This is a genomic window from Schaalia sp., assembly GCF_050312375.1.
GTDB classification, from domain to species: Bacteria; Actinomycetota; Actinomycetes; order Actinomycetales; family Actinomycetaceae; genus Pauljensenia; species Pauljensenia hyovaginalis.
Map to the genome: position 1 here is coordinate 1 of NZ_JBNOYB010000049.1, position 12,993 is coordinate 12,993.

The following is a 12,993-nucleotide window of genomic DNA, read 5'->3' on the forward strand; positions in this document are numbered from 1 at the left end:
TTCTCGGTGAGACTCCTCGTCAGGAGGAAGCCCGTTCCTCCTTGCGCCCTCGGTACCACCTGTAGGTGAGGTAGGCGGCGCGGGCGCCGAAGACGACTGCTGCAACGATGAATACCCAGTTCAGGCGGTGTGCAAAAACTGCAATGAGCGCGAGTAGTCCGGTGAATACGAAGGTCGTCACTATGCTGACGTCACCTCTGGAACTTGAAGATATCACGGACATGAGACTGCGATCCCAAGGAATGCAAGAACCCAAGAACCGGCGACCCACCCAACGGTGCCGCCTCCGGGTGCTACCAATTTGAGTCCTCCCGAAGCGAGAGCAACCAGACAGCCGACGCTAGGGTTCCTTCCCGTGTAAACCCTTCCGTTACTGTCGGTTGAGAAGCGCCCGACAACCCGACCTTCCTGAATCATATGGACACTAACGTTGCGACAGTAGCTGAGATTTGTCTCGTACTGAACGCCGCCAGCAAAGAAGCACTTGTAGAGCGTCTTGTCGGTTGGGGCACGTCGAACAAATATCTTGTTGGGGCCAACGAGCACGCCACCAGGCACTTCGATCATTTCGACGGTTTCGAGGCTATCGGTCGGATCGTCAATTGGAGCAGCGATTGCGCCTCCGGTTGGCGCTGCGACGAGAAGAATCCCGACGCACACAACCAACAGTTTTCGTATCGTGTTCAACACATCAACCTCCTTGTTGATTGTCACTTGATCGGTCGATCGTGCTGCTTAATGTTACCATTTGACTTCTATATGGATGTGTGGTTCGGGTGTCCGTTTCGAAGAAGAGGTTGCGGGCATCGGGGCGTCTTGATGGAGGGAACGGCTTCCTCGCGGTATGCGCCATCCGCATGTTTCGATTCTGGTCGCGCCTGTTTGGCTCTCGACACTGTGAGTGGGCTCGGTGGGCAGGGCACCATCTCCGAGGCCCGCTAGCAACATTTCTGGCGGGGGAGAAGGTGAGGCATTCGACAGGGCGGCGGACTATCATGCTCGGCCCGAAATGCCGTATTGTTGATCTTCGGGCGTGTCGCCAATCGACGTGTACCCGCGTCGTGACGCGCCCCGCGGCCCCGGCCGCGACGCATCCGATGAACGTAGAGGACAGACGGAGGATATGGCGAAGAAAGACGGCGTCATCGAAATGGAGGGCACGGTCATCGAGGCCCTCCCCAACGCGATGTTCCGCGTGGAGCTGAAGAACGGCCACGTCGTTCTCGGTCACATCGCGGGGAAGATGCGACAGCACTACATCCGGATCCTCCCCGAGGACCGGGTCGTCGTCGAACTGAGCCCCTACGACCTCTCCCGAGGCCGTATCGTCTACCGCTACAAGTAAGAACCGACACTTCCGCCCCTCGGGGCGGTGGAGGAACCACCATGAAGGTCAAGCCGAGTGTCAAGAAGATCTGTGACAAGTGCAAGGTGATCCGTCGCCACGGCAATGTCATGGTCATCTGCGACAACCCCAGGCACAAGCAGCGTCAGGGCTGAGCCCCGCCGCGCAATAGGGGGCGCCTAGCCCCGCAGCATCGCGTCCACCGCCGCAAGGCGACCCCCGGTTCGGAGGCCGGGGCCGGGTGGCTCACCCGGAAGATGCGATGACGACCTCCGAGGAACAACTGGAGCACCAACAACATGGCACGTATTGCCGGTGTCGACCTCCCCCGCGAGAAGCGCATGGAGATCGCGCTCACCTACATCTACGGAATCGGCCGCACCCGCGCCGCCGAGACCCTCGCCGCCACGGGCGTCAGCCCGGACGTGCGCGTCAAGGACGCAACCGAAGAGGATCTCGTCAAGCTGCGCGAATACATCGACGCGAACTTCAAGGTCGAGGGCGACCTCCGCCGCGAAGTTCAGGCCGATATCCGCCGCAAGATTGAAATCGGCTCTTACCAGGGCCTTCGTCACCGTCGTGGCCTGCCGGTCCACGGTCAGCGCACCAAGACCAACGCGCGCACCCGCAAGGGCCCCAAGCGCACCGTCGCAGGCAAGAAGAAGGCCAAGTAAGGCCTCGGGACCGGCGTTCGCGCCCCTCCCTTCCACGACTGAAGAAGGAACTGTAAAGCAACATGGCAGCTGCAAAGACCTCGCGCTCCGGTGCCGCTCGCAAGCCGCGCCGCAAGCTCTCCAAGAACGTCACCCACGGTCACGCGTACATCAAGTCGACGTTCAACAACACGATCGTGTCCCTGACCGACACGACCGGTGCCGTCATCGCCTGGGCCTCCTCCGGCCAGGTCGGCTTCAAGGGCTCCCGCAAGTCCACCCCCTTCGCCGCGCAGCTCGCGGCCGAGGCGGCGGCTCGTCGCGCCCAGGAGCACGGCATGAAGAAGGTCGACGTCTTCGTCAAGGGCCCCGGCTCCGGCCGTGAGACCGCGATCCGCTCCCTCCAGGCCGCGGGCCTCGAGGTCGGCTCGATCCAGGACGTCACCCCGCAGGCTCACAACGGCGCCCGCCCCCCGAAGCGCCGCCGCGTCTGATCCGTCGCATCGGGCAGGCCGCTTCGCCCTCGGCGCCCAGGGGCATCCGCGAGGAGCCCACGGGCGGCCGGGTGAACGCCCGCCCCACGTCCGAGTCGGCCGATCGGCAGGCTCGCACCCCCTGTCCCGCGAAGGCGGGAACGACTGTCCGGCGTCATATGGCGGGCGCCGGGAAGAAAGGACCACGACGTGCTCATTGCAGAGCGACCCATCCTCACTGAGGAGAAGGTCAGCGAATTCCGCTCGCGCTTCACGCTCGAGCCCCTCGAGCCCGGATTCGGCTACACCCTGGGCAACTCCCTTCGTCGCACCCTCCTGTCGTCGATCCCCGGCGCGGCGGTCACCTCGATCCGCATCGACGGCGTCGCGCACGAGTTCCGCACGATCGAAGGCGTGAAGGAGGATGTCGCTGAGATCATCCTCAACATCAAGCAGATCGTCCTCTCCTCGGAGATGGACGAGCCTGTCGTGATGTACCTGCGCAAGGCGGGCCCCGGCGAGGTTCTCGCCGGCGACATCCAGCCCCCGGCCGGCGTGGAGATCCACAACCCGGAGCTCCACCTCGCCACCCTGAACGACAAGGGCCGGATCGAGATCGAACTGACCGTCGAGCGCGGACGCGGCTACGTGTCCGCCGCTCAGAACAAGGACCCGCAGGCCGAGCTCTCGCGGATCCCGATCGACTCGATCTACTCGCCCGTCGTCAAGGTGACCTACAAGGTCGAGGCGACCCGCGTCGAGCAGCGCACCGACTTCGATCGCCTCGTCATCGACGTGGAGACGAAGCCGGCGATCACGCCGCGCGACGCCCTCGCTTCCGCGGGCAAGACCCTCGTCGAGCTCTTCGGCCTCATGCGCGAGCTCAACGAGGAAGCCGAAGGCATCGAGGTCGGACCGTCCACGACGGATGCGACCCTCGCCGCGGACCTCGCCCTGCCGATCGAGAGCCTCAACCTGCAGTCGCGTTCGTACAACGCCCTGCGTCGTCGCGGAATCCTCACCGTGGGCGAGCTCGTCGCCCACTCCGAGGCCGATCTTCTCGACATCCGCAACTTCGGAACGAAGTCGATCGAAGAGATCAAGGACGCGCTCGCCGCGCTCGGCATGACCCTCAAGGATTCCGTCATGCCGTCCTTCGGCGAGCCGGACTCCGGATCGATCCAGTTCAGCGACGAACAGTCCATCTGACCCCGAGCGTCCGATGGACGCGAATAATCCGTAGGAGACACAATGCCCACTCCCAAGAAGGGCGCCCGCCTGGGCGGCAGCCCGGCGCACCAGAAGCTCATCCTCGCGAACCTCGCGACCCAGCTCATCGAGCACCGCGCGCTCACCACGACCGAGGCCAAGGCCAAGCTTCTCCAGCCCTACTTCGAGAAGCTCGTCACCAAGGCCAAGCGCGGCGACATGCACGCCCGCCGCACGGTCGCCAAGAAGATCACCTCGAAGGAAGCCGTCTACCTGCTCTTCGATGAGATCGCTCCGGCGATCGACTCCGAGCGTCAGGGCGGCTACACCCGTCTGATCCGCGTCGGCAACCGCAAGGGCGACAACGCCCCTCTCATGCGCATCGAGATCGTCCTCGAGAAGCTTGAGAAGAAGGCCGTCGTGAAGGCCGCTGAGACCACCGCCGCCAAGGCCGCGGAGAAGGTCGAAGAGGCTCCGGTCGAGGAAGCGGCCGAGGCTCCCGCCGAGGAGACGGCCGAGGCTGAGAAGGCCGAGTGATCGACTGATGCTCAGCCCGACACGCGTCGGGCTGAACGAGAAGATCCGCTGATCGCCCCCCGAGGGCGGAAGAGGGCGGGGAGGGATTCGATCCCTCCCCGCCCTTTCGTCGTGCCCTGCGGGAGGGGCTGTTGTTCGGATCCGAATGGCCCCGGATGAATCTTCGTTCCCTCTTGACCTGAGCTGCACAAGGTGATTAGATCGATCCAGTAGACATTCGAGCTCCTGATCGTCAGCGAAGACGGGAGGGCGGCGCGTCGCAGAGCTGCGCGCGACTCCTGAAGGATTGCAGTCCCGCTTCGCATGAGCAAGTACGGGGCGAAGGAAGGAAATCGTGAAGGAACGGGTGCGGCGATGATGGCTCGGACGATCGAGACCTCGACAGGAGTCGACTGGTGGCGCAACGCCTGCGTCTACCAGGTATATCTGCGCTCCTTCAAGGACGCAGACGGGGACGGGAATGGGGATATCAATGGGCTCCGGGAAGAGCTCGGGCATATCGCGGCTCTGGGGTGCGATGCGATATGGCTCAACCCCATTTTCCGTTCCCCCCAGCGCGACCATGGATACGACATCGCCGACTACCGCGACATCGATCCGATGTACGGAACCCTCGAAGACTTCGACCGTCTCCTCGAAGATGCGCACTCGCTGGGGCTGAAGGTCCTCATGGACATCGTTCCGAACCACTGCTCGGATCAGCACCGCTGGTTCCAGGAAGCGATTCGAGCGGAGGCCGGATCGCCTGCGCGACGCCGTTTCCACTTCGAATCGGGTCGCGGCGCAAGAGGCGAAGGAGCGCCGAACAGCTGGCAGTCCGTTTTCGGAGGCCCCGCATGGAGCCGCGTCCCCGGAAGCGCCGACGGGGAGTGGTACCTCCACGCCTTCGACTCCTCGCAACCGGACTTCAACTGGCGGAACGAGGAAGTCCGAGCGGAATTCGACTCGGTCCTCAAATGGTGGTTCGACCGCGGTGTCGATGGCTTCCGCATCGACGTCGCGCACGGACTCGTCAAAGCCGATCCGATTCCACGGGGCGAAGTCTCGAACTCGGGAACGGCGGAAGGGCTGTGGAATCAACCCGAAGTGCACGAGGTCTACCGGCGCTGGAGGGGGATCGCGAATGCTTACGAGCCCAAGCGATACTTGATCGGCGAAGTGTGGGTGGCGGATCCCCGCTCCTTCCGGCACTACACCGCTGAGGATGAACTGCATCAGGCCTTCGCCTTCGATTTCCTCGTTCAACCCTGGATCGCCGGCAGACTGCGCCGCGCCATCGACAAGGGCATCGGACTCGCATCCGAAGTCGAAGGACCCGCATGGACCCTGGCGAATCACGATGTGCACCGAGCAGTCACCCGCTACGGGCAGGAGCAAGTCGATGAGGAACCCGTTCCCGATGACATGCTCGCTTCGGCCCGCAAAACCGGCCCCGTCGACCTCACCCTCGGAACGAAGCGCGCCGGAGCGGCCCTGGCGCTCATGGCCGCCCTGCCGGGGACCATCTACGTCTACCAGGGCGAGGAGCTCGGATTGACCGAGCACCTCGAGCTCGCGCCGAACGAACGACAAGACCCGATCTGGTACCGGACCGGCGGCATGCAGATCGGGCGCGACGGATGCCGGATCCCCATGCCCTGGAAGCGCGGCGCGCCCTCGCTCGGATTCTCCGAGCAGGCGAGGAAGCATCCCTGGCTGCCCCAGCCCAAGACCTACGAAGGAATGACGAGGGATGAGGAGGCCCTGAACCCCCACTCAATGCTCGCCCTCTACCGGCGCTTCCTGCGGGCGCGGAACGAACACCGTCACAGCATCACCCATCTCGAATGGCTTCCCCTCGAACAGACGGATGCTCTCGCATTCGACAACGGGGCCTTCGTCTGCGTGACGAACACCGGCTCCACGCCGATCCCCTTCGAGCGGATCGGCGGACTCGGAGGCGTGATCGCCCGGAGCGACGACTCCGAGCGCGACCTCGTCGAAGGCGACTCGACCGTCTGGTTCGAACGCCTCCCCGCCGAGAGCTGACCCGCCTGCTTATCGACGACCACCGCAGTCGATCCTCATGATCGGCGCATCTCCCACACATTCACGACAAGAAAGATGAACACCATGAAACGCATGATTCCAGCCATCGCGGGAACGGCGGCCCTTCTCGCCCTCGCGACGGGCTGCACCACGACCACCGGCACGGCGCAGTCAACGTCGACTGCCGACGGCGCTCCCGTGGAGGTGACGGTCTGGCACTACTGGGACGGCGCGAACGCCGACGCCTTCGACGCGCTCGTCCAGAAGTACAACGACTCCCAGGACGCCGTTCGAGTGACGACCTCCAACGTGCCCAACGCCGACTTCCTCACGAAGCTGAAGACCTCGGCCTCCTCGAATTCCCTGCCCGACATCGCCATCGGCGATCTCGTGTGGGTCCCCCAGATGGCCCAGATCGGCGAACTCGCAGACCTCGCCCCCCTCGTCGATTCCACGGTGATCGACGACGTGAACCCCGCCCTGCGCGAATACGGCAGCATCGAGGGCAAACAGGTGTCGCTGCCCGTTTCCGCCAACAATCTCGCCTACATGTACAACCGGGACGTCTTCACACAGGCGGGCCTCGATCCTGATGATCCGCCGACGACCTGGGAGGAGCTCGCGAAGCAAGGAGCCGTCATCGCCGAGAAGACGGGACTGCCGGGCTACGACCTCTTGACGGAGGCCGGTGACAACGGTGAGGGCCTCACCTGGAACTTCCAGGTCAGCCTGTGGCAGGCCGGAGGAGAATTCCTCACGAAGGACAACTCCGCCGCTGCCTTCAACACCGCGGAGGGCTTGAAAGCCGTCGAATTCTGGAAGTCGCTCATTGACTCCGGAGTGAGCCGCTACGCGGGGTGGGGAGAATTCGAGAAGGGAGCAGGAGGGGCCGCTCAGGAAGGCTCCTGGATGGTCGGAATCTGGGCGCCCGATCCGCCCTTCGCCTTCGACGTCGCTCCGCTGCCCATTCCCGAGGGCGGCGTCCAGGCGACGAACCTCGGAGGCGAACAGGCGGTCGTCTTCAACAACTCGGCGGACAAGGCGAAAGGAGCAGCGGCATTCCTCGAGTGGTTCCTGCAGGACGAGCAGGTCATGAACTGGAGTACGACGACCGGCATGCTCCCCGTCACCCAGTCGATGGCCTCCAGCGACGACTACCTCTCATGGATCAAGGAGAACGAGCCCCGACTCATGCCCTACGTCGAGCAGATGGAGTACGCGCGGACGCGCCCGAACACGCCCCTGTACCCGAAGATCTCCTACGCCTTCGCGAAAGAGATGGAGAAGGCCTTCGCCGGAGAAGCGACTCCGCAGGAGGCCCTCGATAACGCCGAACGCGCAGTCAACGACGTGATCGCGAACGGCTGAATCCGAAGCCGGCTGAGAGGAGGAACGAAATGAAAGCTCGCCACGACGCATTTCGGCGGGACGAAGCGGTGACCGCAGCGGGTCTGCTCACGCCAGCGACCATCATTCTCGCGATATTCACCCTCTATCCGATCCTCTCAGCCGGCTACCTCAGCCTGACCTCCTGGAACGGGCTCACGCCGTCAAAGGAATTCATCGGCCTGGGCAACTACACCAGGCTCGCCGCAGACCCGGAATTCCAGAACAGTCTTCTCGTCACCATCGTTTACGCCTTCGGCGTCTGCATCCTCAGCATCATCTCCGGTCTGACGGTCGCGGCGCTCCTGGACGCCCCGATTCGAGGACGAGCGATCTACCGGACGATCTTCTTCCTCCCGGTCGTCACCTCATCGGCTGCGGCGGCGATCGTGTGGAAGTACATGTTCGACGACGCCGGACTGGTCAACAAACTCCTCGACGCGGTCGGAGTCGGAGGGGTCGACTGGCTGCAGAACCGCTGGCTCGCCCTGCTTCTCCTCACGATTCTCACAGTCTGGAAGAACATCGGATTCAACGCGATCCTCTACCTGACGGCGATGCAGGCCCTCCCCGTATCCGTATATGAAGCCGCTCAACTCGACGGGGCCTCGGCGTGGCAGAGCTTCACGCGGATCACAGTTCCGCTCCTGCGGCCCATGACGTTCTTCGTCTCGATCCAGTCCCTCATCACCGCCTTCCAGTCCTTCGACCTGGCGTATGTATTCACCGAGGGCGGCCCCAGAGGCGGGACCGATGTGCTCGGCATGCTGATGTACCGACAAGCATTCCGCCTCGATGGCTTCGGGTACGGAGCGGCGATCTCCTTCGTCTCCCTCGCCCTCGTGCTCGCGGTCACCGCGATCCAATGGCGGGTCACCTCGAAGGAGGAACGATGAGCGTCGATAGCTCCAAGAAACCGATCCTCGGGCGCCTCGCCCGCCACGCCGTGCTCATCCTCGGTTCGGCAACGGTCCTCGTGCCGTTCCTCTGGATGTTCACAACCTCGTTGCAGACCCGAGCCGAGACCTACACGAATGCCTCGGTCCTTCCGACCTCGTGGCACTGGGAGAACTATGCGAAGGCGTGGGATGCCGCTCCATTCGCGCAGTACTACCTCAACTCCGCGCTGATGGCGCTCGGCATCGTCATCGGCCACTTGGCCTTCGACTCGATGGCCGCCTACGCCTTCGCGCGCCTTCGCTTCCCGGCGAAGGATGCGATCTTCGTCGGATTCCTCGCCCTTCTCATGGTCCCGAGCTTCGTCACGGTGATCCCCCTGTACTCGCTCGTGGCGAATCTCGGCTGGATCGATACGATGACGGCGCTCGTCGTCCCGCGCCTCGCAGACGTCTTCGGGATCATCCTTCTGAGGCAGTTCTTCACCTCGATACCCGTTGAGCTGGAGGAAGCCGCGCGCATCGACGGATGCAGCCGCCTGTCCGTCTTCTGCCGGATCATCATCCCGCTGTCCCGTCCGGCGCTCGCGACCCTCGCGATCTTCAGCTTCCTCTTCGCCTGGAACGACTTCCTCTGGCCCCTCCTCGTCACGAATACGGACGAGCACCGGACGATCCAGATCGGCTTGCAAGCATTCGTCGGGCGGTACGGAACCTCGTGGAACTACCTCATGGCCGGGACTCTCACAGCTACGCTCCCGACAGTGATCGTCTTCCTCTTCTTCCAAAAAGCACTCATCCGCGGCATCGCCGCCTCAGGAATGAAGGAGTGACATGAGCGCCCCCGATTGGCTTCATGATGCAGTCTTCTATCAGATCTTCCCGGAGCGATTCGCCAACGGCGATCCCTCCATCGACCCGCGAGGAGTCGTCCCCTGGGACAGCGAACCGACCCCGGACAACTTCTTCGGAGGAGACCTCGCGGGTATCACCCGCAAGCTCGATCATCTCAGCGAGCTCGGTATCAACGCCCTCTACCTCACGCCGATCTTCAAGGCCCGCACCAACCACCGCTACGACGCCGAGGACTACTTCTCCATCGATCCCGCTCTCGGGGGCGAAGCCGCCTTCACCTCCCTCATCGAGGCGGCCCACGGACGGGGGATCCGCGTCGTTCTCGATGCCGTCCTCAATCACTGCGGGAAGACGCACCCCTATTTCCTAGACGCCGTCGAGCGCGAAGCCGACTCGGAGTACGTCGATTGGTACTACATCGAGGACTTCCCCGTCGTGAACGCGCCGACACCGAATTATCGGACCTGCTCGGGATGCGAATACCTGCCGAAGTGGAATGTCCATCATCCCGATGTGCGGCGGCATCACCTCTCCGTCGCCGAGTACTGGATCGACAGGGGGATCGACGGGTGGCGCCTCGACGTCCCCTACTTCATCAACATGAACTTCTGGCGCCGCTTCCGTCAGACCGTGAAGGCGAAGGGCGACGACCTGTACATCGTCGCCGAGGAATGGCGCGAGCCCGAACCCTGGCTCGCTGGTGACACCGCCGACGGGACGATGAATTACACCCTGCGCGACCTGGTCCTCGGCTTCACCGCGGATCGGAGCGTCGACGCCTTCGCCCTCGCGAAGGGGCTCAATGAATTGCGCGATCGGATCCCCGAGGGATTCCATCACGGAATGCTCAACCTCTTGGGCAGCCACGACACGGAGCGCCTCCTCACCCGGCATGGCCTCGATGCCGACTCCGAACTGATCGCCTACGACATCATGTACGCCTGCCAGGGCGCGCCGATGCTCTACTACGGCGACGAAGTGGGGATGCTCGGAGCGAACGACCCCGGATGCCGAGGAGGAATGGTCTGGGACACCGCTCAGTGGAACACGAAGATCCTCGATCATGTGCGTTTCCTGGGGCGCATGAGAGGACGCAGCATCGCTCTGCGCCGGGGTGAACAGGACCTCCATGCGATCGATGCCGATACCCTTGTCATCATGAGGCGCCATGCGGAGGAAGATTTCGCTGTTCTGGTCCATCGCGGGCACGGCACGCGCGTGGATCTCCGAGAATTGCCCAGTGCCGATTCGGGGCCCTGGACGGATGAAGACTCGGGCGAGCTGCACGAGGGCGGTGTCACCTTCCAAGGAGCGGGCTCTCGATTCCTCAAACGGGGGAGGGCGCGATGAGGCGGACTCAGAAACGCCCGACCTACAAGGACATCGCCGACCGCGTCGGAGTCTCGAAGTCGACGGTCTCCCTCGCCTTCAGGGATTCCAAACAGCTCTCGGAGAGCACCGTGGAACGCGTGATGGAGGCCGCCCGCGAGCTGGGGTACTCCCAGGATCCCGCCGCACGGATGCTGCGGACCCGTCGCACGGACTCCTTCGGCGTCCTCCTGCCGCAGCAGATCGACCGCGCCCTCGAGAACCCCTATTACGCGATGTTCCTCCAGGGGGTCGGCACGGTTTGCCAGAGGGAGGGGCGCACGATGCTCCTCGTGCCGCCGCTGAGAGGATCGATGCTCAAAGCGATCCCCTATGCCGCTGTCGACGGATTCATCGTCTGCGGCCTCGAAGAGGACCGCGGCGAGGTGCAGGCCCTCCGGCAGAGGGGGATCCCGACCGTCATGGTGGATGGGGAGGATCACGAGGGATTCCCGTCGATCGGCGTCGATGAGGAATCGGGCACCCGCCAGCTGATGGAGCACCTCCTGCGCCTGGGGCACCGGCGTTTCGCATTCCTCGTCATCGACACCGACCGGGGAGACGATGAATCGCGATGGCGGGGCGCCGTGAAGAAGAGGATCGACGCGATCGCCGATGTGCTCCGCAGTGAAGGGATGGGGCTGCGCTCCCCGGGCATGTCGGTTCTGCAAGTCCCCTCGACTCGCGAAGGCGGTGTCCGAGCCTTCGAGAGAATATGGAACGGCACCGATCGCCCCACGGCGATCGTCGCCTTCAGCGACATCATCGCACTCGGAGTCCTCGACGCGGCGCACCGCGCGGGAGTCGACGTGCCCGGACAGGTGTCGGTTTCCGGATTCGATGACATCGGGGAAGCACTGACGGTCCGGCCAGGACTGACGACCGTGCATCAGGCGATCATCACCAAGGGGCGCCTCGCCGCAGAGTTCCTCGTTGAGGAGATGTCCCGGGAAGAGGGAAGATCCCGTCGAGAGGTCCTTGAAACGACCCTTCTGGTGAGGGAGTCGACCGGACCTGCCGCCTGAGAACCCGAGGTGCGGCGAGCGCATTCCTCGGTAGCGATGATGCAGGAGCTCTCGGCTTCGGACGCTCGCCTCGCGGGATGCCGGCGCCGATAGCATGGGGGCATGTCCGAACCCATGACCCTCGCCATCGACTGCGGCGGGGGCGGCATCAAGGGATCCGTCCTCGATCCGCGCGGGACGATGGTCGCCAAGCCCCTCAGAGTGCCGACCCCGTATCCGCTGCCGCCGTCGCTGCTCGTCGACACCGTCCGCGGGCTAGCCGAGCGCCTGCCCGCCGCGGACCGCGTGACGATGGGCATGCCGGGAATGATCCGGCACGGCATCGTCATCGCGACGCCCCACTACATCACGAGATCCGGCCCGCGCTCCAAGGTCGTGCCCGAACTCGTCGAGGAGTGGAAGAACTTCGACATGGGGAGGGCGATCGGCCGCAGCCTCGGCCTGCCGACGAAGGTGTGGAACGACGCGGAGGTCGCCGGTGCGGGCGTCATCACCGGCACCGGCCTGGAAATGATCATCACCCTGGGCACGGGGCTGGGCAACGCCGTCTTCGACGCGGGCGCCCTCGCCCCGCACGTCGAGGTCTCCCAGGGCTTCGTCCGTTGGGGCCTCACCTACGACGACTACATCGGCGAACATGAGCGCCTCCGGCTCGGCGACGCCCACTGGTCGCGGCGCGTGCGCCGCATCGTCGACGGTCTGCGCCCGATGTACATGTGGGACCGCCTTTACATCGGCGGCGGCAATTCGAAGCGCATCACCGCCGCGAACCGGGCGAGGCTGGGCGACGACGTCGTCATCGTCCCGAACGACGCGGGGATCATCGGGGGAGTGCGCGCATGGGAGAAGTGACGGCCACGGCGATCCCGGGGGACGAGGGCGGGACTCCGTTCGGCCAAGGGGAGGGGACGAGCCTGCGCGTCCGCCTCGACCTCGCCTATGACGGCACGGACTTCCACGGATGGGCCGCACAACCCGGGCTCCGTACAGTTCAAGGAGAACTCGAAGCCGCCCTCGCCCTCGTTCTTCGCGGGCCCGTCGCTTTGACGGTGGCGGGGCGCACCGACGCGGGCGTTCACGCCCGGCACCAGGTCGCGCACATGGACCTCCCGGTGGAGGCGTGGCGCGCCCTCGCGCCGCGCCGGGCTCAGCCGGGCGACGGGGCTGCGATCGGCGAGGGCCTGGTGCGAAGGCTCAACGCTCTGCTGGGGCAGAGAC

15 protein-coding genes and 1 pseudogene are annotated in these 12,993 nt (G+C 64.4%); 14 read left to right on the plus strand and 2 right to left on the minus strand.

Annotated elements, in window-relative coordinates:
- Positions 1–19 precede the first annotated feature (19 nt).
- Complete coding sequence (locus tag ACQY7V_RS03845) at positions 20–181, minus strand: hypothetical protein (RefSeq protein WP_428638993.1); 162 nt, start codon at positions 179–181, stop codon at positions 20–22.
- A gap of 32 nt (positions 182–213) precedes the next feature.
- Positions 214–714, minus strand: coding sequence for a hypothetical protein (locus ACQY7V_RS03850; RefSeq protein WP_320836238.1), 501 nt, complete (start codon positions 712–714; stop codon positions 214–216).
- A gap of 409 nt (positions 715–1,123) precedes the next feature.
- Between ACQY7V_RS03850 and infA the strand changes: the two genes are divergently transcribed.
- From infA to ACQY7V_RS03920, 14 genes and pseudogenes are all read left to right on the plus strand, one after another.
- The gene (gene infA / locus ACQY7V_RS03855) at positions 1,124–1,345 is read left to right on the plus strand and encodes a translation initiation factor IF-1 (RefSeq protein WP_073982359.1); all 222 of its coding nucleotides are present in this window, start codon (positions 1,124–1,126) and stop codon (positions 1,343–1,345) included.
- A 41-nt stretch (positions 1,346–1,386) separates the two neighbouring features.
- Positions 1,387–1,500, plus strand: coding sequence for a 50S ribosomal protein L36 (gene rpmJ / locus ACQY7V_RS03860; RefSeq protein WP_003790577.1), 114 nt, complete (start codon positions 1,387–1,389; stop codon positions 1,498–1,500).
- A 144-nt stretch (positions 1,501–1,644) separates the two neighbouring features.
- A complete protein-coding gene (gene rpsM, locus ACQY7V_RS03865; protein WP_184453689.1) occupies positions 1,645–2,019 on the plus strand; it encodes a 30S ribosomal protein S13 in 375 nt (124 codons plus the stop codon).
- 62 nt (positions 2,020–2,081) lie between these two features.
- Positions 2,082–2,492, plus strand: coding sequence for a 30S ribosomal protein S11 (gene rpsK, locus ACQY7V_RS03870; RefSeq protein ID WP_154476244.1), 411 nt, complete (start codon positions 2,082–2,084; stop codon positions 2,490–2,492).
- Between the two features lie 189 nt (positions 2,493–2,681).
- Complete coding sequence (locus ACQY7V_RS03875) at positions 2,682–3,680, plus strand: DNA-directed RNA polymerase subunit alpha (RefSeq protein WP_235362136.1); 999 nt, start codon at positions 2,682–2,684, stop codon at positions 3,678–3,680.
- Positions 3,681–3,722: 42 nt separating this feature from the next.
- On the plus strand, positions 3,723–4,217 hold the full coding sequence (gene rplQ, locus ACQY7V_RS03880; RefSeq protein WP_320836240.1) for a 50S ribosomal protein L17: 495 nt from the start codon (positions 3,723–3,725) through the stop codon (positions 4,215–4,217).
- Positions 4,218–4,571: 354 nt separating this feature from the next.
- On the plus strand, positions 4,572–6,245 hold the full coding sequence (locus ACQY7V_RS03885) for a glycoside hydrolase family 13 protein (protein ID WP_320836241.1): 1,674 nt from the start codon (positions 4,572–4,574) through the stop codon (positions 6,243–6,245).
- 93 nt (positions 6,246–6,338) lie between these two features.
- Positions 6,339–7,613 carry an ABC transporter substrate-binding protein gene (locus ACQY7V_RS03890; protein ID WP_303843868.1) on the plus strand — a complete coding sequence of 425 codons (1,275 nt, stop codon included), beginning with the start codon at positions 6,339–6,341 and terminating at the stop codon, positions 7,611–7,613.
- 29 nt (positions 7,614–7,642) lie between these two features.
- Positions 7,643–8,527: a carbohydrate ABC transporter permease gene (locus ACQY7V_RS03895; protein WP_115726749.1), complete on the plus strand. Its 885-nt coding sequence runs from the start codon at positions 7,643–7,645 to the stop codon at positions 8,525–8,527.
- Positions 8,524–9,360 (plus strand): carbohydrate ABC transporter permease, encoded by an 837-nt coding sequence (locus tag ACQY7V_RS03900; RefSeq protein WP_320836242.1) that lies wholly within the window; start codon positions 8,524–8,526, stop codon positions 9,358–9,360. Before ACQY7V_RS03895 ends, ACQY7V_RS03900 begins: the two co-directional genes overlap by 4 nt.
- A gap of 1 nt (position 9,361) precedes the next feature.
- Complete coding sequence (locus ACQY7V_RS03905; RefSeq protein WP_154476254.1) at positions 9,362–10,732, plus strand: glycoside hydrolase family 13 protein; 1,371 nt, start codon at positions 9,362–9,364, stop codon at positions 10,730–10,732.
- The gene (locus ACQY7V_RS03910; protein ID WP_154476256.1) at positions 10,729–11,775 is read left to right on the plus strand and encodes a LacI family DNA-binding transcriptional regulator; all 1,047 of its coding nucleotides are present in this window, start codon (positions 10,729–10,731) and stop codon (positions 11,773–11,775) included. Before ACQY7V_RS03905 ends, ACQY7V_RS03910 begins: the two co-directional genes overlap by 4 nt.
- 102 nt (positions 11,776–11,877) lie before the next feature.
- Positions 11,878–12,627 (plus strand): ROK family protein, encoded by a 750-nt coding sequence (locus ACQY7V_RS03915; RefSeq protein WP_115726756.1) that lies wholly within the window; start codon positions 11,878–11,880, stop codon positions 12,625–12,627.
- Positions 12,615–12,993 (plus strand): annotated as a pseudogene (locus tag ACQY7V_RS03920) (hypothetical protein); the annotation flags it as partial. The gene ACQY7V_RS03915 and the pseudogene ACQY7V_RS03920, both read left to right, overlap by 13 nt.